Source organism: Gammaproteobacteria bacterium (assembly GCA_032250735.1).
Taxonomy (GTDB): Bacteria; Pseudomonadota; Gammaproteobacteria; order SZUA-152; family SZUA-152; genus SZUA-152.
Genome location: JAVVEP010000026.1, coordinates 19,198 through 41,920 on the forward strand (window position 1 = coordinate 19,198; position 22,723 = coordinate 41,920).

Sequence of the window (22,723 nt, forward strand, 5' to 3'; positions counted from 1 at the left end):
GATAGGTCCTTGTAGGACGCGCCCTACAAAGGCATGACAGGCCGCTTACGCCGGGCCGCTTCAAAAAATCACGCTAACGGATGCCTCGCGCGAAGAATACACGAAGAATACACATAGAAAGCTGGTAGCATCTTGCACACCCGAAAATTAGCTCGCCCCTCTCCTCCGAATAGGAAGGCCCGTTCCATAGGGAGGCTCATCCCATCAGGTAGGACCGCTGGCTTGTTTATTTCTGGTCAACGCACATCACAAAAAATATGAAAGGTCATCAACAATGAAAGTCACTATCTACGGTTCGGGTTATGTTGGTTTGGTTACAGGCACCTGCCTGGCCGAGGTCGGGAACGATGTGCTGTGTGTCGATATCGACCAGGCCAAAACCGAGATGCTGTTACGCGGCGAGATCCCCATTTATGAGCCCGGCCTCGAGAGCATGGTGACCAAAAATATCGAATCCGGTCGCCTGCGCTTCACCACCGATGCCGCTGAAGGCGTGGCGCATGGGCTGTTCCAGTTCATCGCGGTGGGCACCCCGCCCGATGAAGACGGCTCAGCGGATTTACAGTATGTCCTCGCGGTGGCCAACAGCATCGGCGAACACATGACGGATTACCGGGTCATCGTGGACAAGTCCACGGTCCCCGTGGGCACCGCCGACCGGGTGCGGGCGACGGTCAATGCCGCGCTGGCAAAACGGGACGCCAAGACCGAGTTCGATGTGGTCTCCAACCCCGAATTCCTCAAGGAGGGCGCGGCGCTGGACGATTTCATGAAGCCCGACCGCATTGTCATCGGCACCGATAATCCGCGCACCACCGAGCTGTTACGCGAGCTGTACGCCCCGTTCAATCGCAACCACGACCGTCTGGTGAGCATGGACATCCGCTCCGCCGAACTCACCAAGTATGCCGCCAACGCCATGCTGGCCACCAAGATCACCTTCATGAACGAGCTCTCCAATCTGGCCGACCTGTTGGGCGCGGATATCGAAAACGTGCGCCTCGGCATCGGCTCCGACCCCCGCATCGGCTACCACTTCATCTATCCCGGCTGCGGTTATGGCGGCTCCTGCTTCCCCAAGGACGTGCAGGCGCTGGAGCGCACCGCCAATGAGATCGGCTACCGCGCGGAACTGCTCAGCGCGGTGGAAGCGGTCAACCATCGCCAGAAGCGGGTCATGTTCAACAAGATCCACAAGCACTTCGACGGCGATCTCGCCGGCAAGACCATCGCCCTGTGGGGGCTGTCGTTCAAACCCAATACCGACGACATGCGCGCCGCACCCTCCCGCACCCTGATGGAGGCCCTGTGGGAAGCCGGCGCCAGGGTGCAGGCCTACGACCCCGAGGCCATGCACGAGGCCCGTCGCATCTACGGTGAGCGTGACGATCTGACCCTTGTCGACTCGCCGGAGGCCGCCCTGCAGGGTGCTGATGCCCTGACCGTGGTCACTGAATGGAGCGCCTTCCGCAGCCCGAATTTCGAGCGCGTCAAGGCACAGCTCAGCCAACCCACGATCTTTGATGGCCGCAACCTGTACGATCCCGCCCGCCTGCGCGCCGACGGCTTCAGCTATTACTGCATTGGCCGACCTTCATAAACCGTAGGGTGCACCCGCGGGGCATAAAGGCATCGCCCACCTTTTACAACCTGGAACCAAGAATGATTGGTGGGCGATGCCCACCCTACAAAAGGAATGAAGCAACATGTTTGATTTAAAGGACACCCGTATCGGCATCATCGGCCTGGGCTACGTCGGCCTGCCGCTGGCCGTTGAGCTTGGCAAGCATTACCCGACCAAGGGCCTGGATATTAACGCCCCACGAGTGGCCGAGCTGCAGGCCGGCAGGGACAGCACCCTGGAGGTGGATGCCGACGAGCTCAAGCTCGCCACCCTGCTCACCTATACCAGCAATCCGGACGATCTGGCGGACTGCAATGTCTACATCGTGACCGTCCCCACCCCTATCGATTCCGCCAAGCGGCCGGACCTGTCCCCCCTGGAAGGCGCCAGCCGCACCCTGGGCAGACTGCTCAACAAGGGGGATGTGGCGATATTCGAATCCACGGTCTACCCCGGCGCCACCGAAGAGGTCTGTGTGCCCCTGATGGAGGCGGGCTCCGGCCTGGTCTTTAACAGGGACTTCTTTGCGGGCTACTCTCCCGAGCGCATCAACCCCGGCGACAAAGAGCACCGGGTCACCACCATACTTAAGGTTACCTCTGGATCTACGCCGGAAGTAGCTGATTTTGTTGATGATCTGTATCGAAGCATTATCACCGCCGGCACCCACAAGGCCAGCTCCATCAAGGTGGCCGAGGCCGCCAAGGTGATCGAAAATACCCAGCGCGACGTCAATATCGCCCTCATCAACGAGCTGGCACTGATCTTCCACCGCCTGGGAATCGACACCCTCGAGGTGCTGGAGGCCGCCGGCACCAAGTGGAACTTCCTGCCCTTCCGGCCCGGTCTGGTGGGCGGCCACTGCATCGGGGTCGACCCCTACTATCTCACCCACAAGGCCCAGGAGATCGGCTACCAGCCGGAGATGATCCTCGCCGGCCGGCGCATCAACGACGGCATGGGCAGCCATGTGGTGGAGCGCGTAGTCAAACGCATGACCCGCCAACGCATCCACGTGGTGGATGCCAACCTGTTGATCATGGGTTTCACCTTTAAGGAAAACTGCCCGGATCTGCGCAACACCCGCGTCATCGACATGATTAAGGAACTGCAGACCTACAACGCCAATGTGGATGTCTACGACCCCTGGGTGAATCCCGATGAACTGGAGCATGAATACGGCATCCGCCCCATCCCGTCGCTGGAAAAGGGCAAATACGACGCCATCATCCTGGCCGTCGCCCACGACCAGTTTAAGGCCATGACAGCCGACGACATCCGCGCACTCGGCAAACCGGAATGCGTACTGTTCGACGTCAAACACATACTGCCGGCGGACAAGGTGGATGATCGGCTTTAGAATCTAGTGCTGAGCCCGTAGGGCGCAATAACCGAAGGGCATTGCGCCGCATCTCCGACGTTAAAAATTAAACAAGAGAGAAAATCATGAAAGTATTAATCACCGGCACCGCCGGTTTTATCGGCAACCGACTGGCGCAACGTCTGCTGGAGCGCGGTGAGGAGGTCGTCGGGGTCGATAACCTTAACGACTATTACGATGTGAGCCTGAAAGAGGCGCGGCTGGCCAAGATCAAGGACCACCCCGCTTTCACCGAGGCGCGCATCAATATCGAAGACCGCCCGGCCATGGAGGCGCTGTTTGCCCGCCACAGGCCCAACAAGGTGGTGAATCTGGCCGCCCAGGCGGGGGTGCGTTATTCACTGGAAAACCCCCACTCCTACGTGGAAAGCAACATCGTCGGCTTCATGAATATTCTGGAAGGCTGTCGTTATAACGGGGTGGAACACCTGGTATATGCCTCCAGCAGCTCGGTTTACGGCGCTAACACCAATATGCCCTTTTCCATCCACAACAACGTGGATCACCCGCTGAGCATGTACGCCGCCACCAAAAAGGCCAACGAGCTGATGGCCCATACCTACAGCCATCTCTATGACCTGCCCACCACCGGCCTGCGGTTCTTCACCGTCTACGGACCCTGGGGTCGCCCGGACATGGCGCTGTTCCTGTTCACCAAAAAGATCCTCGCCGGCGAACCCATCGACGTCTTCAACTACGGCAAGCACCGCCGCGACTTCACCTATATCGACGACATCGTCGAAGGGGTCATTCGTACGCTGGATCACACCGCCCGGCCGAACCCCGACTGGAACGGCGACGCCCCTGACCCGGCCACCAGCAAGGGCCCCTTCCGCCTCTATAACATCGGCAATAACGCCCCGGTGGAGCTGATGCACTACATCAAGGTGCTGGAAGACTGTCTCGGCAAGAAGGCCGAGATGAACATGCTGCCGCTACAGCCCGGCGATGTGCCGGACACCTACGCCAACGTGGAAGACCTGGTGGCGGATGTCGACTACAAGCCGGACACCAGCGTGGAAACCGGGATTGCCAATTTTGTGGAATGGTATCGCGGCTATTACGGGTAACGCGCCGGGCCGGCCCCAGGAGGCCTTACCGGACGCGTAACACCTGGTCACACTTAAGGAAATAGCCCCCACTGACGCTAAAACCCGGGTTCGTGGTTTAACCGCGGATTCGGCTTTAAACCAATAACCGGGAGCGACACTGATGAGAATGAAACCTGCTGCGATTTTCCATGCGTCCAGAACTAGAGTGCTGGCCGGCCTGTTCAGCGGCCTGTTTGCCATCAGCGCCGCCATCGCGGCCACATCACCCGAGTCCATCGACAACACCACCAAGGTGGATGCCGAGGCCTTCATCGAACTGGTGGACGAGATTGACGACCTCATCATCATCGACTCGCGCATACCTGGCGATCGCAAACAGGGTTATATCGAAGGCTCCCTCAGCCTGCCGGACGTGGACACCACCTGTGAGTCGCTGGCCAAGGTCATCCCCAAAATGGACTCGCCCAGCCTGTTCTACTGCAATGGAGTGAAGTGTGGCCGCTCCGCGGAGGCGATCAAGATCGCCCTCAGCTGTGGCTACAACAACATCTACTGGTTCCGGGGCGGTTTCGAGGAATGGCTACATAAGGGCTATCCGTATTTACAACAGTAAGCCGGAATGAAATTTAGTGCCGTAAGGCGCAATAACCGTAGGGCATTGCGCCGCAGGTGTAGGGTGGGCACTGCCCACCTATTAGACAATGTTGGGCTTGGTGCAATGGTGGGCACTGCCCACCCTACTCCCGCGAGGCATTTCCACCATCAATCAAAACGACTCCGCTTTGAGAGATGTTTCATGCGGCGCAATGCCCTACGGTTATTGCGCCCTACGCACTCAGCACTCAATTGGATGCACCCTACTGCGGCTCTTCAACCTGCTGCCACAGGCAGGGTTTGCCACTGGCCTCACTGATCGCTCGCAGGCGGGCCTCGTGCGCCAGCAGGTCTTCACTGGTCGCGCGTATCACGCGCAGGCGGGGTCGATCGGCGGGCAGGCGGCGAATATCCCCCACCGCCGATTGCGACTCATCGTTTTTGCCGGCCAGTAACAGATCCGTCTGGCCGCCGGTCATCAGCAGATAGACGTCCGCGAGGATCTCCGCATCCAGCAAGGCGCCATGCAGTTCGCGATGGGCGTTATTGACCTCGTAGCGCTTGCACAGGGCATCCAGGTTATTTTTCTGCCCGGGGTGCATCTTGCGCGCCAGTTGCAGCGTGTCCAGTACCGTGCAATGCGCCTCCAGCGGCGCATCACGGCCACCGAGCAGCTTCAGCTCGTTATTCAGGAAACCCATGTCGAAGGGGGCGTTGTGGATCACCAGCTCTGCGCCGCGCACAAATTCCATGAAATCATCCACCACATCGGCGAACCGTGGCTTATCGACGAGGAATTCATTACTGATGCCATGCACCTCGATGGCGCCCTCATCGATCTCACGGTCGGGCTGCAGGTACTGGTGATAATGTCGGCCGGTCAGCCGACGGTTCACCAGCTCGACACAGCCGATCTCGATGACTCGATGGCCCTGGCTCGGTTCGAGGCCGGTGGTTTCGGTATCTAATACAATCTGACGCATCTTTTCGCTTACCTGTTGTTCACTATATGTTCGCTATCGGTGGTGGATTAGCCCGGGGCATGCCTGAAGCCGGTAGATGATCGCGCCGCGGAGGCGATATCGCAAGGGATCTGTTCGCCGCCATGCGGTACCGCAGGTGATGGCCGACGGAGAAAGATCGCGCGGTATCCAGCATCACACCAGTCTCATTCAACTTATTAACAATATCTATTAAGGTATTGTTATTATTACATTTGTAATGTCATGCGATGCCCGCCGGACGGGGGCGTCGCCCTCAAGCGGACAGCTCGTCGATACCCCGGTTGGCCAGCACATCGGCGCGTTCGTTCTCGATATGTCCGGTGTGGCCGCGCACCCACTCCCACTTCACGCTATGCCGGGCCAGGGCCTGGTCCAGGCGCTGCCAGAGGTCGATGTTTTTCACCGGCTTGCGGGCCGACGTCATCCAGCCCTTGCGCTTCCAGCCCGCCATCCACTCGGTGATGCCCTTCATCACATACTGCGAATCGGTGGTCAGCACCACCTCGCAGGGCTTGGTCAGGGCCTCCAGCCCCTGGATCGCGGCCATCAACTCCATGCGATTATTGGTGGTCAGGGCCTCCCCGCCGAAGAGCTCCTTTTCCTTGTCCTGAAAACGTAACACAACACCCCAGCCACCGGGGCCGGGGTTACCGCGGCAGGCGCCGTCGGTAAACATCTCTACTACCTGCTTGCTCATCGCTTAACCTTTTACTGATCTGATTCTTACTGGTCCGTTTCTGTCGACTGCCGATTGTCCATGGCCCGCGTGTTACCCGCCAGACCGGGCCGGATGAGGTGGCCATTGGCGGGTCGCCAGCGTGATTTCAGGGGCGTCAGCACCGAAGTCCGCTTCTGCGCGACGACCACATAGCCCGCGCCAAAAAAGGGGGTCCAGCGCAGGCCGATGCGGTCCAGAAACCGTAACCGGCTCATCACCCCCTTATGGCTCAGGGGCGGGCGGAAAAAATACCGGCGGCACTGCACAATGTCGAAACCCAGCAGCTGCAACCAGTCCTTCAGCCGGGCCGGGCTCACAAAATGGCTGCACCAGGGCGGCTTGCCCTGCCAGGCCAGCGCCAGGCGCCAGATCATCCACAGGCTCCAGGGGTTAAAACCGAGGATCACCACATGGCCATCCGGGATGAGGATGCGATCCACCTCGCGCAGCACCTGATGCGGATCATCGGTGAATTCCAGGGTATGCGGCATAACCACCGTGTCCACGAAATCCGAGGCCACGGGCAGATATTCCGCGACGCCACGGATGCAGCTGCGCTCCCGCTCACCGGCCGGTTGTTTGTCCTGCGGCCACTCATCCAGCACCACGCAATGCGGGATGCGGGAACTGGTCAGGCAGTCCTTGGAATACAGGTCACCCAGTTGCAGCAGGTGATAACCGAACAGGGTCGGCAGGATCTGGCGTAATTGCGCACGCTCTTCCGCCTGTAGCCAGCGCCCCGGGAGATGCGTAAACCAGGCACGCATGCGCTGGCGTGTCAGCTCGGGGGAATCGCATTTCAGCCACCGGGAAAAGCGCCTTTTCAATTCATTTTTTCCATTATATTCATCATATTAAGAGATTATTCTAAACCTGTTTCGCCGTCTGTGCGGGGCGTTTTGCCGATCATTTTAACGCCGATGACCGGCCGGCATAAAGACAGCGCAACGATACGCGGAAAGTCGCGATGTCACCAGTCAGACGGACCGCCTTGGCTTCCCATCTCAGCCTTCCAGGGGCCTGCAGGGCCCCATCAAATGGCGTAAACTCTTCGGCATGACGTGTACTCCGCCCGCACCTTCAACCTCAGCCGCGACCGGCCAGCAGCGATGAAATGGTCGGTCATCCGCCAGACGCCACTCTATCAGGGGTTTTTCAGGCTGATACGATTCGAGCTCACCCACAGCCTGTTTGCCGGGGGAGACAGCCCGCCGCTCACCCGCGAGCTGCTCGACCGTGGACAGGCCGCGGCTGTGCTGCCCTATGACCCGCTGCGCGACGAGCTGGTGCTGATCGAGCAGTTCCGCATCGGTGCCGGCGCCGACCCCTCGGGCCCGTGGCTGATCGAGATCATTGCCGGCCTGCAGGAGCCGGGCGAGTCCATCGAGGCACTGATGCATCGCGAGGCCGGGGAAGAGGCGGGTTGCACCCTTTCCGAGCTCATCCCCATCCATCGCTACTATTCCAGCCCGGGCAGCAGCAACGAGCAGATACACGCCTATTTTGCCCGCACCGAGACCGCCGGCCTGGGCGGCATCCATGGGGTGGATGACGAGGTCGAGGATATTCGTGTGCACGTGGTCAGCAGTGACACGGCCTTTGAGTGGCTGGACCAGGGTCGCATCGATTCCGCCCTGCCGATCATCGCGCTACAGTGGTTCCGGCTGAACCGGGACAGGATCCGCCAGCAGTGGCTTGAAAAACCATAAATCATCCACGAGGCTAACGACATGCTCACCGCCCAGGCCGTACCGGCCTTTAATGACAACTATATCTGGCTGATCCGCGACCCGGACAGGCCACAGGTCGCCATCGTGGACCCCGGCGATGCCGCGCCGGTGCTGCAGGCCATTCAGGCCGAGGGGCTCGAACCCATCGCCATTCTCATCACCCACCATCACTGGGATCACGTCGGCGGCATTGCCGACCTGCTCACCTATTACTCCCTGCCGGTGTATGGCCCGGCCAGCGAAACCATCCCGTATATGACCCATCCGCTGGCCGAGGGCGATATCGTGCGACTCCCCGCCCTGGCGGCGGAGCTGCGCGTCATGGACGTGCCCGGCCACACCGCGGGACACATCGCCTACTACACCCGCCCCGCGGAAAACGACACCGGCCTGGCCTTCGTCGGCGACACCCTGTTTGCCGGTGGCTGCGGCCGCCTGTTTGAAGGCACACCGGCACAGATGCACGACTCGCTGAGCCGGATCGGCGCCCTCCCCGACGACACGCTGGTCTACTGCGCCCACGAATACACCGAAGACAACCTGGTCTTTGCCCGCATCGCCGAACCGGATAACGCCGCCCTGCAGGCCCGCCAACAGGAGGTGCGCGAGCGCCGCCGCCGGGGCCTGGCCACGGTGCCCTCGCTGCTGGGCACCGAAAAGACCACCAATCCCTTTTTACGCTCCGGGCAGCCGAATATTATCCGCGCCGCCGAGGCCTTTGCCGGGCGCAGCCTGACCACCCCGGCCGAGGTCTTTGCCGTGGTGCGCCACTGGAAAGACACCCTGGATTGACCCCGCTTGCTCGTCGGCCACGCCGCATTGGCCGCGCCGACGAAAAGACCCATAGCGTGACATTTCCCCCGTCCAGACAGGGCCTTCGTGGCCCCCTGATCCGGGTGAAAAGGCTGGCGCCGGTAACCCAACCGCTGGTCGACTGCGACCATCTTTTTTACAGACTCTGCCTCCCCCTGCCGATACCACCATGACGGGAAACGGATTAACTGCCATAATCCCTGAACAATAAATCGTAGCTCACGAGCCTACCCAATAAATCGCCTATGACCTCTTCCCTGTTCCGACGCCCTTCTCTTTCCGCTTTTGCCGTTGTGCTGATGCTGAGTGCCCTGACCGCCTGTGTCGGCCTGGATGTCGCGAGCACCGAACCCCTCCAGCCACCCATCGGCAACCCGGAAGACAACCGCGAGCACGACGCAGCCGAGGCACCGGCGGTAGCGGCGTACGAAAGCGCACAGCTGGAACCCGACGCGGATGCCGCACCGACCTCAGCGCATCGCCGCCGTCATCTACCACTGGCCACCGACCCCGGCACCCCCTGGTGGATGCTGGTGGCCGGCTGGGAGAGCGAGCAGGCCGCCATCAACGGCATGCCGAAGGCGCTGGGTGCCAAACCCTTCGCCCAGGCCCCTGCCCCTGCTGATGACCATCCGCTCGATAGCGCCGCCACCCAGCAGACCGATGACCTCTGGCAACGCATCCGTAACGGCTTCCAGCTCGGCGACAAGGAGCACCGTCTGGTGCGGCCCTATATCGACTGGTACGCCAGCAACCAGGCCTATCTGGATCGCGTGGTCGAGCGCGCCCAGCCCTTTTTGTACGATATTGTGCAGGAGATCGAGGCCCGGGGCATGCCCATGGAGATCGCCCTGTTGCCCGTGGTCGAGAGCGCCTTTCAGCCCTTTGCCTATTCCCCCGGCCGGGCCGCCGGCATCTGGCAGTTCATCCCCGCCACCGGCAAACGATACGGCCTGAAACAGAACTGGTGGTACGACGGCCGCCGTGACGTGCCCCGGGCCACCACGGCCGCGCTGGATTATCTGGAGGTGCTGCACAAACATTTCGACGGCGACTGGCTGCTGGCCCTCGCTTCCTATAATTCCGGCGAAGGTCGCGTTGCCCGCGCCGTGAAAAAGAACCGGCAACTGGGCCGGCCCACCGACTTTTGGTCGCTGGACCTGCCCCGGGAGACGGTCGGCTATGTGCCCAAGCTGCTGGCCATCAGCGCCGTGATCCATCGCCCGGACGCGCACGGCATCAGCCTCGCCAGCATCCCCGATGAGGCCTACCTCGCACAGATCGACATCGGTTCCCAGATCGACCTGGCGCTGGCCGCCGAACTGGCCGAGCTGCCCATCGAGACCCTGTACCAGCTCAATCCCGCCTTTAATCGCTGGGCCACCGATCCCAAGGGGCCGCATGTCCTGTCCCTGCCCATCGAGCGGATCGACAGCTTTGCGCAGGCCCTTGCCGAGGTCGACGACAGGCAGCGCGTGCGCTGGCAACGACATCAGGTCCGTCAGGGCGAGACCCTCGGCCACATCGCCCGCAAATATCAGACCTCGGTCAACCTGCTGCAAGAGGTCAACGGCATTAACGACAAATGGATACGGGCCGGGAAGAGCATCATCATTCCGGTGGCCACCAAGGACCTCGAGGACTATCTGAGCGCAGACCGTCGCCGGGTCGCGCTGCAGGATACCAAACGGGCCGGCCACAAAATCCAACATAGGGTAAAGGCCGGCGACACCTTCTGGGATCTGTCTCGCAAGTACAAGGTGAAGCTTAGCCGACTGGCCGCGTGGAATGGCATGTCACCCCGGGATACGCTCAAGCCGGGCCAGCAGCTGGTGATCTGGACCGATAGCCGCGATGCCACCACTGCCCGTTTCGGCGCCCCGCCGCGCAACGCCACCCGCCAGCAGCTGCACTACAAGGTCCGCGCGGGAGATTCGCTGGCGCTGATCGCGCAAAAGTTCAGTGTCACGGTGGAGAAGCTCCGCCTCTGGAACTCACTGAAGAAAGGCAAGTACCTGCAACCGGGTCAACGCCTGACCCTGTTTGTGGATGTCACCCAGCAGTCCTGAGGTTGGCGCGAGAGCCTGACCTGAGAGCCTGGCCTGAAAATCCGACCTGAGATCTGACCTGAGAGCCTCCTAGACGTCGGCGGCAGCCACAGGCCACCACCTATTTATCGTTATCGGCGAAGAGAAAGCAGCGTGCACTGTGGGTGTCACTGCGGCGGTAGCTATCGGGATAGCGGACCCTGCACTCGGGCATGACATATGCGCAACGCGGGTGAAAGTGACAACCGCTGGGCGGATTGATGGGCGACGGCATTTCACCCTGCACACTGACCGCCTCTCGCCCCGGCTTTTCGGCCCCCCCCTCAATCACCGGCACCGCGGCCAGCAGGGCCCGGGTATAGGGATGCATGGGATCTTTCATCACCTCCTGCACCGCACCCTGCTCCACGATACGCCCGAGGTACATCACCGCCACCTCGTGCGCGAGGTATTCGACCACTGACAGATCATGGGTAATAAACAAATACGACAGGCCCAGCGCCTCCTGCAGATCCTTGAGCAGATTCAGAATCTGCGCCTGCACGGAGACGTCCAGGGCACTGGTCGGCTCATCACAGATGATCAGTTTCGGCTCCACCGCCAGCGCCCGGGCAATACAGATACGCTGACGCTGGCCGCCGGAAAACTCGTGCGGGTAACGATGCTTCACCTCCGGCGACAGGCCCACCTGCTCCAGCAACTGGTCCACCCGCCGGGCCCGCCCCTTCGCATCACCGCCCAGCCCCTGGGTGATCATGCCCTCTTCGATGATGTCCACCACCATCATGCGCGGGTTCATCGAGGAGAACGGATCCTGAAAAATGATCTGGATGTCGCGGCGATACGGACGCAGCTGCCGCATCGAAAGGCGGGTGAGTTCGGTCTGCGCGAAATGCACCTGCCCCGCCGTTGGCCGGGTCAATTGCAGGATACTTTTACCCACCGTGGTCTTTCCACAGCCGGACTCCCCCACCAGGGCCAGGGTGCGGCCGGCCGGAATGGACAAGGCGATATCGTCCACCGCCTTGACGTGATTCACCACCCGCCGCAACAGCCCCTTGTGAATGGGAAAGTGGACCTTCAGGCCATCGACCGTTAACAGGTTCTGCTGGTCGGTGGATACGTAGTCCGAGGTCAATTCCGCCTCGGCCTTCGGCCGGTCGCCCTGGGTATCCTGCAGCTGCTGGCCGGCCTCATAGATCAGGCAACGCACCCCACTGCGGTCCGCCGTATTGAGCGGTGTCCAGACCGGGACCTGTTGCTGGCAGGCCTCCCAGCTGAACTCACAGCGATCCGCGAAACGGCAGCCGCGAAACACCGTCGCCAGGGAGGGCACATGCCCGGGGATCACCGCCAGGCGCTGGCCGCGTTTGTCCATATCCGGCAAGGAATCAAACAGCTTTTTGGAATAGGGGTGTTTGGGCGCGGCGAAAAAGTCGTGACGATCGGCCTCTTCTACTATCTGTCCCGCATACATTACCGCCACACGGTCGGCCATTTCCGACACCACGCCCAGGTCGTGGGTGATCAACAGGATCGCCATGCCGGTGTCTTTTTGCAGTTTGCGCATCAGGTCCAGCACCTGCGCCTGTATGGTCACATCCAGGGCGGTGGTCGGCTCATCGGCGATCAACAGATCCGGTTCGCCGGCCAGGGCAATGGCGATCATGATGCGCTGCTTCATGCCGCCGGAGAGCTGATGCGGATACTCGTTGATGCGTTGCACCGGATCGGGGATGCCCACCGCCTCCAGCAATTCCAGCACCCGCGTACGGGCCGCCGCATTGCGCAGGCCCAGATGCTGCCGCACCCCTTCACCAATCTGCTGACCGATGGTCAACACAGGATTAAGGCTGGTCATCGGTTCCTGAAAAATCATCGCGATCCGGTTGCCGCGGACCTTGCGCATGCCCACTTCCGGCAGCTGTAACAGATCCTCGCCATTCAGGTAAATCGCACCCTGGGTAATGCGCCCGGCCGGCTCGGGCAGCAGGCGCATCATCGACAGGGCGGTCATGGATTTTCCGCAACCCGACTCCCCCAGCAAGGCAAAGGTCTGACCCCGATGGATTTCAAAACTGACCCCATCCACTGCCCGCACCAGTCCCGCGGAGGTGGCAAAACTGGTTTGCAGGTTTTCTATTCTGAGTAAGGGTGTGGTCATAGGGTTTTGTCTTTTGTTAAACACTTCGTGATGTTTTTGTAATGAACGGTTTGTGATGACTGTTTACTAACAAGGCGCATGGAAAGGATACCCTTCAATCAAGACCGTCAGCAGCAAGGATGCTGCTGTCGAGCGTACACGGATGTATTCTCAGCGTGTCTTGATTGAAGGGTATCCTTTTCATATGACTCAATAGTATGCGTCAGCTTATGCGTCAATTTATGTTCAGCAGGTTTGATTCATCTTCTGAAAACTAATCTTAGTTAGCCAGGCCTACACGCGGGTCAAAGGCATCGCGCACCGCGTCGGAGAAAAGATTGGCGGCCAACACCAGCACGAACATAAACCAGAACGCCGCCACCAGCGACCACCACACCACCGGCTCACGCGCCATTTCCAGGCGCGCGCTGTTGATCATATTACCCCAGCTCACCATGCTGGGATCAACGCCGACACCGACATAGGACAGCACCGCCTCCGCCAGCACCAGACCGCTAAAGTCCAGCACCACGGCGATCAACACGATGTGCATCACATTGGGCAGGATGTGGCGGCTGATGATCTTCATGTTGCCCACACCAAAGGCCGTGGCGGCCTGAATATAGTCCAGCTCACGGAGTTTCAGGGTCTCGCCGCGCAGCAGACGACAGAGTCCCGTCCAGCTGGTGATGCCCAGAATCATGCACAGGAATAACAGGCGGACATCCGCTCGCTCAATGACGGTCTCAAACAGACCGGGGTTATTGGCAATGTAGACATCCACCGACAGGATTGCCGCTGCAATCAACAACACCCCGGGGATCGAATTGAGTGTGGTGTAGACATACTGGATCACATCATCGACCCAGCCGCGAAAATGTCCGGCCATGATGCCCAGCAGAATAGCGAACGGCAGCATGATGAGCGTGGTCAGGGTGCCGATCACCAGTCCGGTACGGATACTCTTGAAACTCAGGTACAGCACATCATTGCCGACCTTGTCGGTACCCAGCAGGTGATAGCCGACACCGAGCTTGATCACCAGTGCCGCAAACAGAAACACCATGGCCAGGGTGGAAAATATCGCCCGCCAGGGCAATACGGTGTTACCCGTAACGATCAGCGACAACTGCCTGGCAAAGGCGTGTTCCTGTCGGCGTGCAAGATAGGCAATCCACAACAGCACCACCAGCAACCACGCCGTCAGGCCCATGGCCACCGCAGTCAGGGCGCGTTGGGTAATATCCGCCGTCCGTTGGGATTCCGGGTCATCCAGATGCGCGCCACCATACTGCAGCCGCGGGTAGGCGCGCACGGTGCTACCGTCCGCCTGCTCCACGGTATCCTTACTGAACAGATGCGCGGCCAGGGGCGCCGAATAACTCTTTTCCACCTGCCGGCGAATGGGGTTGGCGATGACATCCAGCAGGCTCAGCACCTCTACCGAATAATGCGCCGCTGCATCGGCCGGCGGCTCTGCATTTTCCGCCGCCGTCTGCGCCACCGCCTGGGGGGCGAGCGCCATGCGAAAATGCACGGAGTCCAGCAGGCCAACCAACACGTAAGCCGACAACACCACCAGGGAGATCATCGCCAACGGCCGACTCAACACCTGTCGCCAGGGACTCACAAGGTGTGGCTTGCCGCGCACATAGCTAAAAAAGGACACCAGGGTGAACAACAAAATGTAGATCAGCAGATCGGTCCACAGCAGCACGGGTTTTATCGGTGCCAGCCACAGGCCGATGGCCACCGCAACCAATACACCGACAAACACAAACAGGCCCGTGCCGCGTCTCATGACAGCCGCACCCGGGGATCGACCAGGGTATACGACAGGTCGGTCAACAGCAGGCCGATGATGTACAGCACCGAACCCAGAAACACCATGGAGCGCACAATGGCAAAGTCCTGTCCGCGGATCGCATCAATCGTGTAACTGCCCAGACCGGGGATACCGAAAAAGGATTCGGTGATCAGGCTGCCCATGAATAACAGCGGGATAGTCACCACCACGCCGGTCAGAATGGGGATCATGGCATTTTTCAACACATGCCTGAAAAGCACCACCCGCTCGGCCAGACCTTTGGCCCGCGCGGTGCGTACATAGTCCTTGTTGATCTCTTCCAAAAAGATGGTGCGAAACCAGCGGGTGCCCGCACCGATGCCGCCGACGATGCCGATAATCACCGGCAGAACCAGAAACTTCACCGCCGCCCAGCCCTCGTCATAACCAGAGATAGGCACCAGGTGCAGGAGTTTGCTGATCACAAACTGACCCCCAATGATATAAAACAGCGTGGAGATCGACATCAGCATGACGCTGAGCACCACCCCCATATAATCCACGTAGGTGGCGCGGAAAAAGGCGATGATCATCGCAATGGTGATGTTCACCAGCAGACTGATAATGAACACCGGTATTGCCAGCGCCAGGCTTGGCACCATGCGCTGACGGATATCGTGGCCGATATTTCGACCATCATCGGCGCTACCAAAATCAAACACAAACAGCCGCAGCGTTTTTTCAAAAAATATTGTGTTGGTAAGGACCGCGCTGCCCTCGGCCGTGGTGTTGAGCAATAAGGGCTTATCGTAGCCCCGCTCCTGCTTCCATTTTTCAATCGCCTCTGGCGTGACCCGCTTCTGGCCCAGCTGCATGCGCGCCATGTCTTCCGGGCTGTTGACCACAAAGAACAGCCAGAAGGTCAACAGGTTGACGCCGATCAGGATCGGGATCGCGTACAGCGTACGGCGGATAATATACGCCAGCATTTACACCGTACCTCGCGCGCGTAGTTTTCGGCGGTAGGTCAGCAGGGCCGGGATAAAGCCGGCGACCAGCAACAGGCCCAGCAGAACAATCGGCCATACCACCGGACGGTTCCAGGCGGCGCGTTGTGCCGCGCGCAACCGGGGGTCGATGCGCTTGTACTTGAGGGTGTTATTCGCCATATCATTGGGTTTGATGTTTTTCAGCCAGGCATGATACAGGCTGAACTGTTTCGGATGCAGGCCCCAGAGCCACGGGGCATCAGCCTGGGCGATGTCCACCATTTCCGCAATCACTGCCAGACGCTGCGGTCCGTTGGGCATATTCTTCATTTCGCTGAACAGCCGATCGAACTGCGGGCTCTCATAGTTCGCCGCGTTTTCGCCGTTTTTCCCCGCCTTGGCATTGGGCCCGTAGAGCAGAAACAGGAAATTTTCGGGGTCCGGATAATCCGCATTCCAGCCCCATTGAAACAGTTGCGCGGTGCCCTTCAGCATCTTCTCCTGAAAACGATTGTAATCGGTGGAGCGGATATCTAACTGTAAATCAATCTTGGAAAACTGTTTTCGCAGCCAGTCAAAACGTGACTTATCATCCGGCCCACCCCCGGTGCTGTCCAGGTGCACAATCAGGGGCTTGCCGGTTTTGGCATCACGACCTTGCGGATAGCCCGCCTCTGCCAGCAATCGCCTGGCCTCGGCAATCGGTTTGCGTTTCAATTTACCGTTATGCCATTCATACACGTAGGGGTTCATGCCTGCTTCACCGGGCTGATAACCGGTAATGCCCGGCGGCAGCGGGCCCTGTGCGGGGATGCCACGATCATTGAGAAAGATAGAAATAAACTCCTCATAATCGACGGCAATGGAAATCGCCTGGCGCAGTTTTCGCGCCTGCTCACTGTAGCCGCCCACGACGGGATCCCGCATGTTGAAACCCATGTAGTAGGTAGAGGCGGCAATGCCGGTGGACAACTGGATATCCTTGGCCCGCATCTCATCGGACAGGGCCACATCACCCTGACTGGAAATCTGGATGGCCTGATCAAAGCTGTCAGAGCTGACGCCGGAGGCGTCGTAATAGCCCTGCAGAAATTTATTCCAGGTAGGGATGTCTTCCTTTTCGAGACTGAACACCACCTTGTCGATAAAGGGTAACGGCTGTCCGGCATCGGCCAGCAGGCCCGCTGCCTGGTCTTCCGCTTCCCCCTCGGCGGGATATGTTTCACCGTGGAAATGGGGATTGCGCTCCATCACCATCTGGCGGTTCGGGTTGTTGACCGTCAGCATGTAGGGTCCAGTGCCGACGGGATACCAGTCCAGGGTGAGGTTTTTTTCCTTCATGCCCGACTGCGAATAAAACTGGTCCGCCTCGGGCGGGATGGGGCCAAAAAAGGGCATGGCCAGCCAGTACACGAATTGGGGATATTCGCCGTAGAGCCTGATGCGGTAGGTGTAGCGATCCACCAGCTCGACACCGGACAGCGCATACTGCTGCAAATCCAGAAATTGCGAGGCTTCGCCATCGGCCTCGCGGGCCGCCACCACTTGTCGCAGGGTATCCGAATATTCCTTCAGGCCGACGATGTATTCGCTCATCAGACCAAAGATCGGTGAATGCAGTTTGGGATGGGCGAGGCGTTTAATCTCATACACATAATCCGCCGCCACCAGTTCGCGACTACCGGTTTCGCCAAAATCACTCAAGCGATTTCGCTGCGCCAGCTCTTCGGGAGGCAAACTGAGATACAACGGCTGGCCATCGGCTGTTTTGGCAAAGGCCGGATGCGGCTGATAACGGATGCCAGGCCGGATCCGGATCTCGTAGACGCTATAGGCAATAGCCTCGTGCGCCGCCCCCGGCGGCAGGCGTCTGCCCTGCCGGTCTTCGAAATAGGGCTGGGGGATCTCGGTGGCGGTCAGCGGCGTGAGGGTATAGGGGCGTTTAAGGTAGTGGTACTGCAGCGGGGGTTCGTAGATCTGGCCGGTAAAGACGACCTCGTTGGAACTGTATGATTGCGCCGGATCGAGATGTTTGGGTCGCAGGCTAAACGCGGAATAATAAATATTCTGCTGCCGTTCCGCTTCGGGATAGGGGTTATTCCAGCTGTCGCCATCACAAGCCGTCAAGACCATCGACGACAGGAGGACCCACAGGCTGATGCTGAAAAAGGTTAGGCCGCTGCCGTGTTTATGCACTCGAATATCCCATGGCCCCGATTTCATTCCTGTACTCACTCACTTGACCTACTGTTGCTTGACCTTCTGTAACTTGACCTTCTGTTGCTTGATCCCGCCGTTATCTGGCCTCACCGGTTTGCACCGACACTGCCTAAACTGCCATCATCCTCGCCGGGAATCAATCATCGCCAAGGCGGACAAACGTATCACTTTTGGGGTGCCATTGCGTATAATACGGCCTCTTGGGCTGGTCCGGTCTGTGACCTCAATGCGTTACGCGACGGCCGAACAGCAAACTAACAACAAACAGATAAAAAGGGTAGCCATCATGGGATTCTTAGACGGTAAACGCGCACTGATCATCGGTTGCGCCAGCAATCGCTCCATCGCCTGGGGCATCGCCCAGGCCATGCACCGGGAAGGTGCCGAGCTGGCCTTTACCTACCAGAATGACAAACTGCAGGGGCGCGTGGAAAAGCTCGCCGCGGAGTGTGGCTCCGAGATCGTCATTCCCTGCGATGTCGCCAGCGACGAGCAGATCGAGGCGACCTTTGCAAAACTCGATGACTACTGGGATCATCTGGATATCCTGATCCATTCCGTGGCCTATGCCCCCCGTGAGGAATTGGAGGGTGAGTACCTCGACAGTGTGACCCGCAGCGGCTTTAACACCGCCCATGAGATCAGCTCCTACAGTTTTGCCGCGCTGGCCAAGGCCGGTCGCAATATGATGCAGGGCCGCAATGCCGCGTTGTTGACGCTGAGTTACCTGGGCGCCGAGCGCGTGCTCCCCAACTACAACGTGATGGGCCTGGCCAAGGCCAGTCTGGAGGCCAATGTGCGTTATATGGCTGCGTCACTCGGGCCGGAAAACATTCGCGTCAACGCGATTTCCGCGGGTCCGATACGCACCCTGGCCGCGGCCGGCATCAAGGATTTCCGTTCTATGCTGGATTACAGTGCCGCCAATACTCCCCTGCGACGCAATGTGACCATTGAAGAGGTCGGCAACACGGCGGCCTTCCTCTGCTCCGATCTTGCCTCCGGTATCACCGGCGAGATCACCTACGTGGATGGCGGTTACAATATCACTGGTATGGGCCAGCTGGCCTAGGAGGTATTAGACGGGCTGCCGCGCAGGCTGTCCCGTCAGAATATCCTGCTCGCCCTCAGTGCGGGCGATCACCACCGCACCACAGGAATCGCTGAACACGTTGACCGTGGTTCGGCACATATCCAGCACCCGATCCACCGCAAGGATCAGCCCGATGGCCTCGATCGGCAGACCGATGGCGGCGAGAATAATCGATATCGCCACCAGACTGGCCGAGGGGATGCCGGCAACACCAATCGATGTCAGCAGGGCCACCATCACAACGGTGAACTGTGTCGCGAAGCTCAGCTCAATGCCATAGGCCTGGGCGATGAAGATGGCCGCCACGCATTCATACAGCGCCGTGCCGTCCATGTTGATCGTCGCCCCCAGCGGCAATACAAAGCTGGAGGTTTTGTTGGAGACACCCGCATTCTTTTCCACGCACTCCATGGTCATCGGCAAGGTGGCTGAAGACGAACTGGTGGAAAAGGCGGTCAACAGCGCCGGCAGCATCGCCCGATAGTGACGCCAGGGATTCACCCGCCCTATCACGCGCAGCAGGATCGGCATCACCACAAAGAAGTGCACTGCCAGTGCGAGTACAACCGTGACAAAAAACAGCGCCAGGGGTTTGAATGCATCCAGGCCGGTGGTAGCGACCACCTTGGCCACCAGCGCAAATACCCCGATGGGTGCAAACTTCATGACCCATTCGGTGATCAACATCATCACCTCGTAAGTGCCCTGCCAGAAATTATACAGCGCCTCGGCGTAGGCCTCCTGAATCTTGGTGAGGAAGAAACCGAATAACAGGCTGAAAAATATCAGGCCCAGCATCTGCCCATTGGCTGCAGCGGTGACGATATTGGTGGGCACCATCCGCAAAAATACATCGACCACATCACCGGCGCCCTTGCCTTCCACCTTGTCTTTTATATCATCGACATCGGCCGTTAATCCGATCAGATCCTTGGCTGGCGCGCCGTCAATTACGCCCGGCGCAATGATGTTCACCATCACCAGGCCGATGAGGATGGCGATCAAACTGGTCGACATATAATAAAATAATGTTTTTCCGCCCAGACGGCCCAGGGCGCCGGTGGAACCGATACCGGCAATGCCCACGATGATTGAAGAAACAATCAGCGGAACAATCAGCATCTTTAATGCATTGAGAAATAGCGTACCAATGAACTGGTAGATGGAATAGAAGGTGATGCCGAACAGGCTGCCATCGGTGCCGGTGAGGGTACCCGCGATAACCGCCAGCACCAGAGCGATGAGAATTTGCCAATGCAGCTTTAATTTCATCATCACGCTAGCACCTGCTTGCAGAAAGTTGAAACTGTCTTGATAAGCCGCAGCCTGCCGAATTCAGCCCATAAAAAATTAACTACAACTCTTCACTGTGCACGACAATCTTGGCTGTCGACTTCAGCGCCGCCACCAGGCGCGCTTGCGCATTAGCCGCCTGCTCCGACGCCAGACGACGCTTCAGGGTTTCGCGCGCAGCCTTATCGGCAGCGGCAGGGTCGCCATCAGTCACTTTGTTCAGACGAATCACCGCATAGTCACCTGAGCCCAGAGCGATGCCACCAAAACGTGGACTCTCGATCGTCGGATGCTGAAGCCGGAAGGCCTGTTTGATAATTGCTGGATTGATCTCCACGTCGGTCGCTTTACGTGTGATGCTACCCGCTGATTGCCACTCGGCAGACACAGTCGCCAACACAGCATCAGCAGACTCGCCGGACGATAATTGCTGAACCACCTTTTCACCGGCAGCCCTGGCGCTCTCCTGTGCCTTTTCCTGCACCAGGCTTTCTATCACCTGCGCTTTGACCTCATCCAGAGGACGGCGGCTGGCTGGCTGGTGCTCCAACAGACGCAGTACGATGACATGATTCTCGCCCAGCTCGATCGGTTCGCTATTAAAGCCCTGCTTCAATACATCACCACTAAAAGCCAGCGTGGTCACCCGGGGATTGGCAAAGATACCGGCACCACCGCGGCGAGTAAAAAATGGACTTTCTTTAAGTTCGAGATTCAGCGTGTCGGCAACTCCGCGTAACGAGTCGGGAGTTTCATACGCCATATTGGTCAGCTTTTCGGCCAGTTCAAAATACTTCCGTTCTGCCTCATCTTGCTTGAACTTCGCCACGATTTCATCGCGAACCTCGGCAAAAGGTTTTGCTTCCTCTGCGCGAATCCCCGTCAACTTGATGATATGAAAACCGAATGAGGTCAACACCGGTTCACTGACCTCACCTTCATTCAGCGAAAACACCACTTCCTCGAAATCACCTTCCATCATGCCGCGTGCGAAATAGCCAAGATCGCCACCCAGATCGGCAGAGCCGGGATCATCGGAATTTTTCCTGGCCAGCTGTTCAAAACTCTCACCGGCCTTGATCTGTGCATGCAAGCTCTCGGCCTTTTTGCGTGCAGCAGCCACAGCGGCCTCATCCGCACCCTCTTCGATCTGGATCAGAATATGACTGGCCTGACGTTCTTCAGCTATTTTAAACTGGCTATTGTTGGCATCATAAAACTCACGCAATTCATCTTCGCCAGGCGCTTGATCGCTCTGCAAGGAATCTGCCGATAATTCAACATACTCCACTCGCACCTGTTCCTGCGTCATGAAACGTTCGGCATGTTTTTCATAATAGGCGTTGATCGCCTCTTCACTGGCAACAGACGCGTCCTTGAAATTTTCTGCCTTTAAAACAAGATACTGAAAATCACGCTGTTGTTCTTCCAGCTTAATGACCGCATCCAGTTCAGCATCCGTAACCAATACGCTGGTTGCCAAACCATCCGGCAATTGTCCAGCGGTAATCAGACGTTTAACACGCTGCTCAAATGCGGCGGGCGACTGGCCTTGCATCTGCACCTGTTGCTGATACAGCGTTGCTGAAAAGGCACCATTTTCACGGAAGGCATCGATGCCCTGAATCGTGGCGACAACGGTTTGATCTGAGACGCGATAGCCCATTTTTTTGGCATGCTGTAACAACAGTTCGCGATCAACCAGTTCACTGATAACGCGCTGCTTGATCTGCGGGTCAAACAACTGGGCATCGTATTGAGCGCCCAGCATCTGTTGCATGCGGCTGCGCTGCTCATAAAAAGCCTGCTGAAATTCACGCTGGCTAATTTCATTGCCATTGACCGTGGCCGCGACCAGCTTGCCGCCATTATCGAAATATTCGTTAATGCCCCAAAGTGCAAAAGGGATAATCAGCAAACCAACAATGACCCAGGCAATCCAGCCTTGGGCGCGTTCTCGAATAAAATGCAGCATAATGTTTTTTTGTCTATCGTTTAAGAGTGAATGAGTTTTGTAGCGAGTGAATTTAGCGGAAGATTTTAATCTATTTGCCGACGTTTTAGCCTTCTTTTTTAAATAGTTTTTTATTCGTTTGCAAACGCAGCATGATCATAAATAGCGAAAGGCAGAAAGTAAAAAGGCGCTCCCACATTAAAATAGGAACGCCTTGAATACTAGTAATGGCGGAGTGGACGGGACTCGAACCCGCGACCCCCGGCGTGACAGGCCGGTAT

The 22,723-nt window shown here is 58.6% G+C and carries 17 protein-coding genes; 8 read left to right on the forward strand and 9 right to left on the reverse strand.

Features of this window, described 5'->3' with window-relative positions:
• Positions 1-274 precede the first annotated feature (274 nt).
• From RRB22_12835 to RRB22_12850, 4 genes are all read left to right on the forward strand, one after another.
• Positions 275-1,600, forward strand: a complete 1,326-nt coding sequence (locus RRB22_12835) for a UDP-glucose/GDP-mannose dehydrogenase family protein (protein MDT8385290.1) — start codon at positions 275-277, stop codon at positions 1,598-1,600.
• A 106-nt stretch (positions 1,601-1,706) separates the two neighbouring features.
• Positions 1,707-2,984, forward strand: a complete 1,278-nt coding sequence (gene tviB / locus RRB22_12840; protein ID MDT8385291.1) for a Vi polysaccharide biosynthesis UDP-N-acetylglucosamine C-6 dehydrogenase TviB — start codon at positions 1,707-1,709, stop codon at positions 2,982-2,984.
• A gap of 86 nt (positions 2,985-3,070) precedes the next feature.
• On the forward strand, positions 3,071-4,075 hold the full coding sequence (locus RRB22_12845; GenBank protein ID MDT8385292.1) for an NAD-dependent epimerase: 1,005 nt from the start codon (positions 3,071-3,073) through the stop codon (positions 4,073-4,075).
• Between the two features lie 142 nt (positions 4,076-4,217).
• Positions 4,218-4,670 (forward strand): rhodanese-like domain-containing protein, encoded by a 453-nt coding sequence (locus RRB22_12850; protein MDT8385293.1) that lies wholly within the window; start codon positions 4,218-4,220, stop codon positions 4,668-4,670.
• A 244-nt stretch (positions 4,671-4,914) separates the two neighbouring features.
• On the opposite strand, the gene dnaQ is transcribed toward RRB22_12850, so the two are convergent.
• The 3 genes from dnaQ to RRB22_12865 form a co-directional block, all read right to left on the reverse strand.
• Entirely contained in the window at positions 4,915-5,634 is a 720-nt protein-coding gene (gene dnaQ / locus RRB22_12855) for a DNA polymerase III subunit epsilon (protein MDT8385294.1), read from the reverse strand.
• Positions 5,635-5,908: 274 nt separating this feature from the next.
• Positions 5,909-6,352: a ribonuclease HI gene (gene rnhA / locus RRB22_12860; protein MDT8385295.1), complete on the reverse strand. Its 444-nt coding sequence runs from the start codon at positions 6,350-6,352 to the stop codon at positions 5,909-5,911.
• A gap of 26 nt (positions 6,353-6,378) precedes the next feature.
• Complete coding sequence (locus RRB22_12865; GenBank protein MDT8385296.1) at positions 6,379-7,200, reverse strand: methyltransferase domain-containing protein; 822 nt, start codon at positions 7,198-7,200, stop codon at positions 6,379-6,381.
• Between the two features lie 282 nt (positions 7,201-7,482).
• Here RRB22_12865 and RRB22_12870 point away from each other — a divergent pair, with 282 nt between their 5' ends.
• From RRB22_12870 to RRB22_12880, 3 genes are all read left to right on the forward strand, one after another.
• Positions 7,483-8,082: an NUDIX domain-containing protein gene (locus RRB22_12870; protein MDT8385297.1), complete on the forward strand. Its 600-nt coding sequence runs from the start codon at positions 7,483-7,485 to the stop codon at positions 8,080-8,082.
• A 21-nt stretch (positions 8,083-8,103) separates the two neighbouring features.
• Positions 8,104-8,895: a hydroxyacylglutathione hydrolase gene (gene gloB / locus RRB22_12875; GenBank protein ID MDT8385298.1), complete on the forward strand. Its 792-nt coding sequence runs from the start codon at positions 8,104-8,106 to the stop codon at positions 8,893-8,895.
• Positions 8,896-9,161: 266 nt separating this feature from the next.
• The gene (locus RRB22_12880; protein ID MDT8385299.1) at positions 9,162-10,985 is read left to right on the forward strand and encodes a LysM peptidoglycan-binding domain-containing protein; all 1,824 of its coding nucleotides are present in this window, start codon (positions 9,162-9,164) and stop codon (positions 10,983-10,985) included.
• Positions 10,986-11,085: 100 nt separating this feature from the next.
• Here the strand turns inward: RRB22_12880 and RRB22_12885 are convergent, their stop codons facing one another.
• The 4 genes from RRB22_12885 to RRB22_12900 form a co-directional block, all read right to left on the reverse strand.
• Positions 11,086-13,128 (reverse strand): dipeptide ABC transporter ATP-binding protein, encoded by a 2,043-nt coding sequence (locus RRB22_12885; GenBank protein ID MDT8385300.1) that lies wholly within the window; start codon positions 13,126-13,128, stop codon positions 11,086-11,088.
• Positions 13,129-13,387: 259 nt separating this feature from the next.
• Positions 13,388-14,908 carry an ABC transporter permease gene (locus RRB22_12890; GenBank protein ID MDT8385301.1) on the reverse strand — a complete coding sequence of 507 codons (1,521 nt, stop codon included), beginning with the start codon at positions 14,906-14,908 and terminating at the stop codon, positions 13,388-13,390.
• Complete coding sequence (locus tag RRB22_12895) at positions 14,905-15,882, reverse strand: ABC transporter permease (protein MDT8385302.1); 978 nt, start codon at positions 15,880-15,882, stop codon at positions 14,905-14,907. The genes RRB22_12890 and RRB22_12895 overlap by 4 nt, the downstream gene beginning before the upstream one ends.
• Positions 15,883-18,015 (reverse strand): ABC transporter substrate-binding protein, encoded by a 2,133-nt coding sequence (locus RRB22_12900; GenBank protein ID MDT8385303.1) that lies wholly within the window; start codon positions 18,013-18,015, stop codon positions 15,883-15,885.
• A gap of 373 nt (positions 18,016-18,388) precedes the next feature.
• Here RRB22_12900 and RRB22_12905 point away from each other — a divergent pair, with 373 nt between their 5' ends.
• Complete coding sequence (locus RRB22_12905; protein ID MDT8385304.1) at positions 18,389-19,174, forward strand: enoyl-ACP reductase; 786 nt, start codon at positions 18,389-18,391, stop codon at positions 19,172-19,174.
• Positions 19,175-19,180: 6 nt separating this feature from the next.
• On the opposite strand, the gene RRB22_12910 is transcribed toward RRB22_12905, so the two are convergent.
• Both RRB22_12910 and RRB22_12915 read right to left on the reverse strand, forming a co-directional pair.
• Positions 19,181-20,467 carry a dicarboxylate/amino acid:cation symporter gene (locus RRB22_12910; protein MDT8385305.1) on the reverse strand — a complete coding sequence of 429 codons (1,287 nt, stop codon included), beginning with the start codon at positions 20,465-20,467 and terminating at the stop codon, positions 19,181-19,183.
• Between the two features lie 82 nt (positions 20,468-20,549).
• Positions 20,550-22,463: a SurA N-terminal domain-containing protein gene (locus RRB22_12915; GenBank protein MDT8385306.1), complete on the reverse strand. Its 1,914-nt coding sequence runs from the start codon at positions 22,461-22,463 to the stop codon at positions 20,550-20,552.
• Between the last annotated feature and the right edge of the window lie 260 nt (positions 22,464-22,723).

What these genes read in the sequence shown, in the direction of transcription:
- RRB22_12910 (MDT8385305.1), bottom strand. Translation starts at nt 20,467, where the DNA reads ATGAAATTAAAGCTGCATTGGCAAATTCTCATCGCTCTGGTGCTGGCG.
- gloB (MDT8385298.1), top strand. Translation starts at nt 8,104, where the DNA reads ATGCTCACCGCCCAGGCCGTACCGGCCTTTAATGACAACTATATCTGG.
- rnhA (MDT8385295.1), bottom strand. Translation starts at nt 6,352, where the DNA reads ATGAGCAAGCAGGTAGTAGAGATGTTTACCGACGGCGCCTGCCGCGGT.
- RRB22_12890 (MDT8385301.1), bottom strand. Translation starts at nt 14,908, where the DNA reads ATGAGACGCGGCACGGGCCTGTTTGTGTTTGTCGGTGTATTGGTTGCG.
- dnaQ (MDT8385294.1), bottom strand. Translation starts at nt 5,634, where the DNA reads ATGCGTCAGATTGTATTAGATACCGAAACCACCGGCCTCGAACCGAGC.
- RRB22_12835 (MDT8385290.1), top strand. Translation starts at nt 275, where the DNA reads ATGAAAGTCACTATCTACGGTTCGGGTTATGTTGGTTTGGTTACAGGC.
- RRB22_12900 (MDT8385303.1), bottom strand. Translation starts at nt 18,015, where the DNA reads ATGGTCTTGACGGCTTGTGATGGCGACAGCTGGAATAACCCCTATCCC.
- RRB22_12870 (MDT8385297.1), top strand. Translation starts at nt 7,483, where the DNA reads ATGAAATGGTCGGTCATCCGCCAGACGCCACTCTATCAGGGGTTTTTC.
- RRB22_12895 (MDT8385302.1), bottom strand. Translation starts at nt 15,882, where the DNA reads ATGCTGGCGTATATTATCCGCCGTACGCTGTACGCGATCCCGATCCTG.
- RRB22_12880 (MDT8385299.1), top strand. Translation starts at nt 9,162, where the DNA reads ATGACCTCTTCCCTGTTCCGACGCCCTTCTCTTTCCGCTTTTGCCGTT.
- RRB22_12905 (MDT8385304.1), top strand. Translation starts at nt 18,389, where the DNA reads ATGGGATTCTTAGACGGTAAACGCGCACTGATCATCGGTTGCGCCAGC.
- RRB22_12915 (MDT8385306.1), bottom strand. Translation starts at nt 22,463, where the DNA reads ATGCTGCATTTTATTCGAGAACGCGCCCAAGGCTGGATTGCCTGGGTC.
- RRB22_12850 (MDT8385293.1), top strand. Translation starts at nt 4,218, where the DNA reads ATGAGAATGAAACCTGCTGCGATTTTCCATGCGTCCAGAACTAGAGTG.
- RRB22_12885 (MDT8385300.1), bottom strand. Translation starts at nt 13,128, where the DNA reads ATGACCACACCCTTACTCAGAATAGAAAACCTGCAAACCAGTTTTGCC.
- RRB22_12845 (MDT8385292.1), top strand. Translation starts at nt 3,071, where the DNA reads ATGAAAGTATTAATCACCGGCACCGCCGGTTTTATCGGCAACCGACTG.
- tviB (MDT8385291.1), top strand. Translation starts at nt 1,707, where the DNA reads ATGTTTGATTTAAAGGACACCCGTATCGGCATCATCGGCCTGGGCTAC.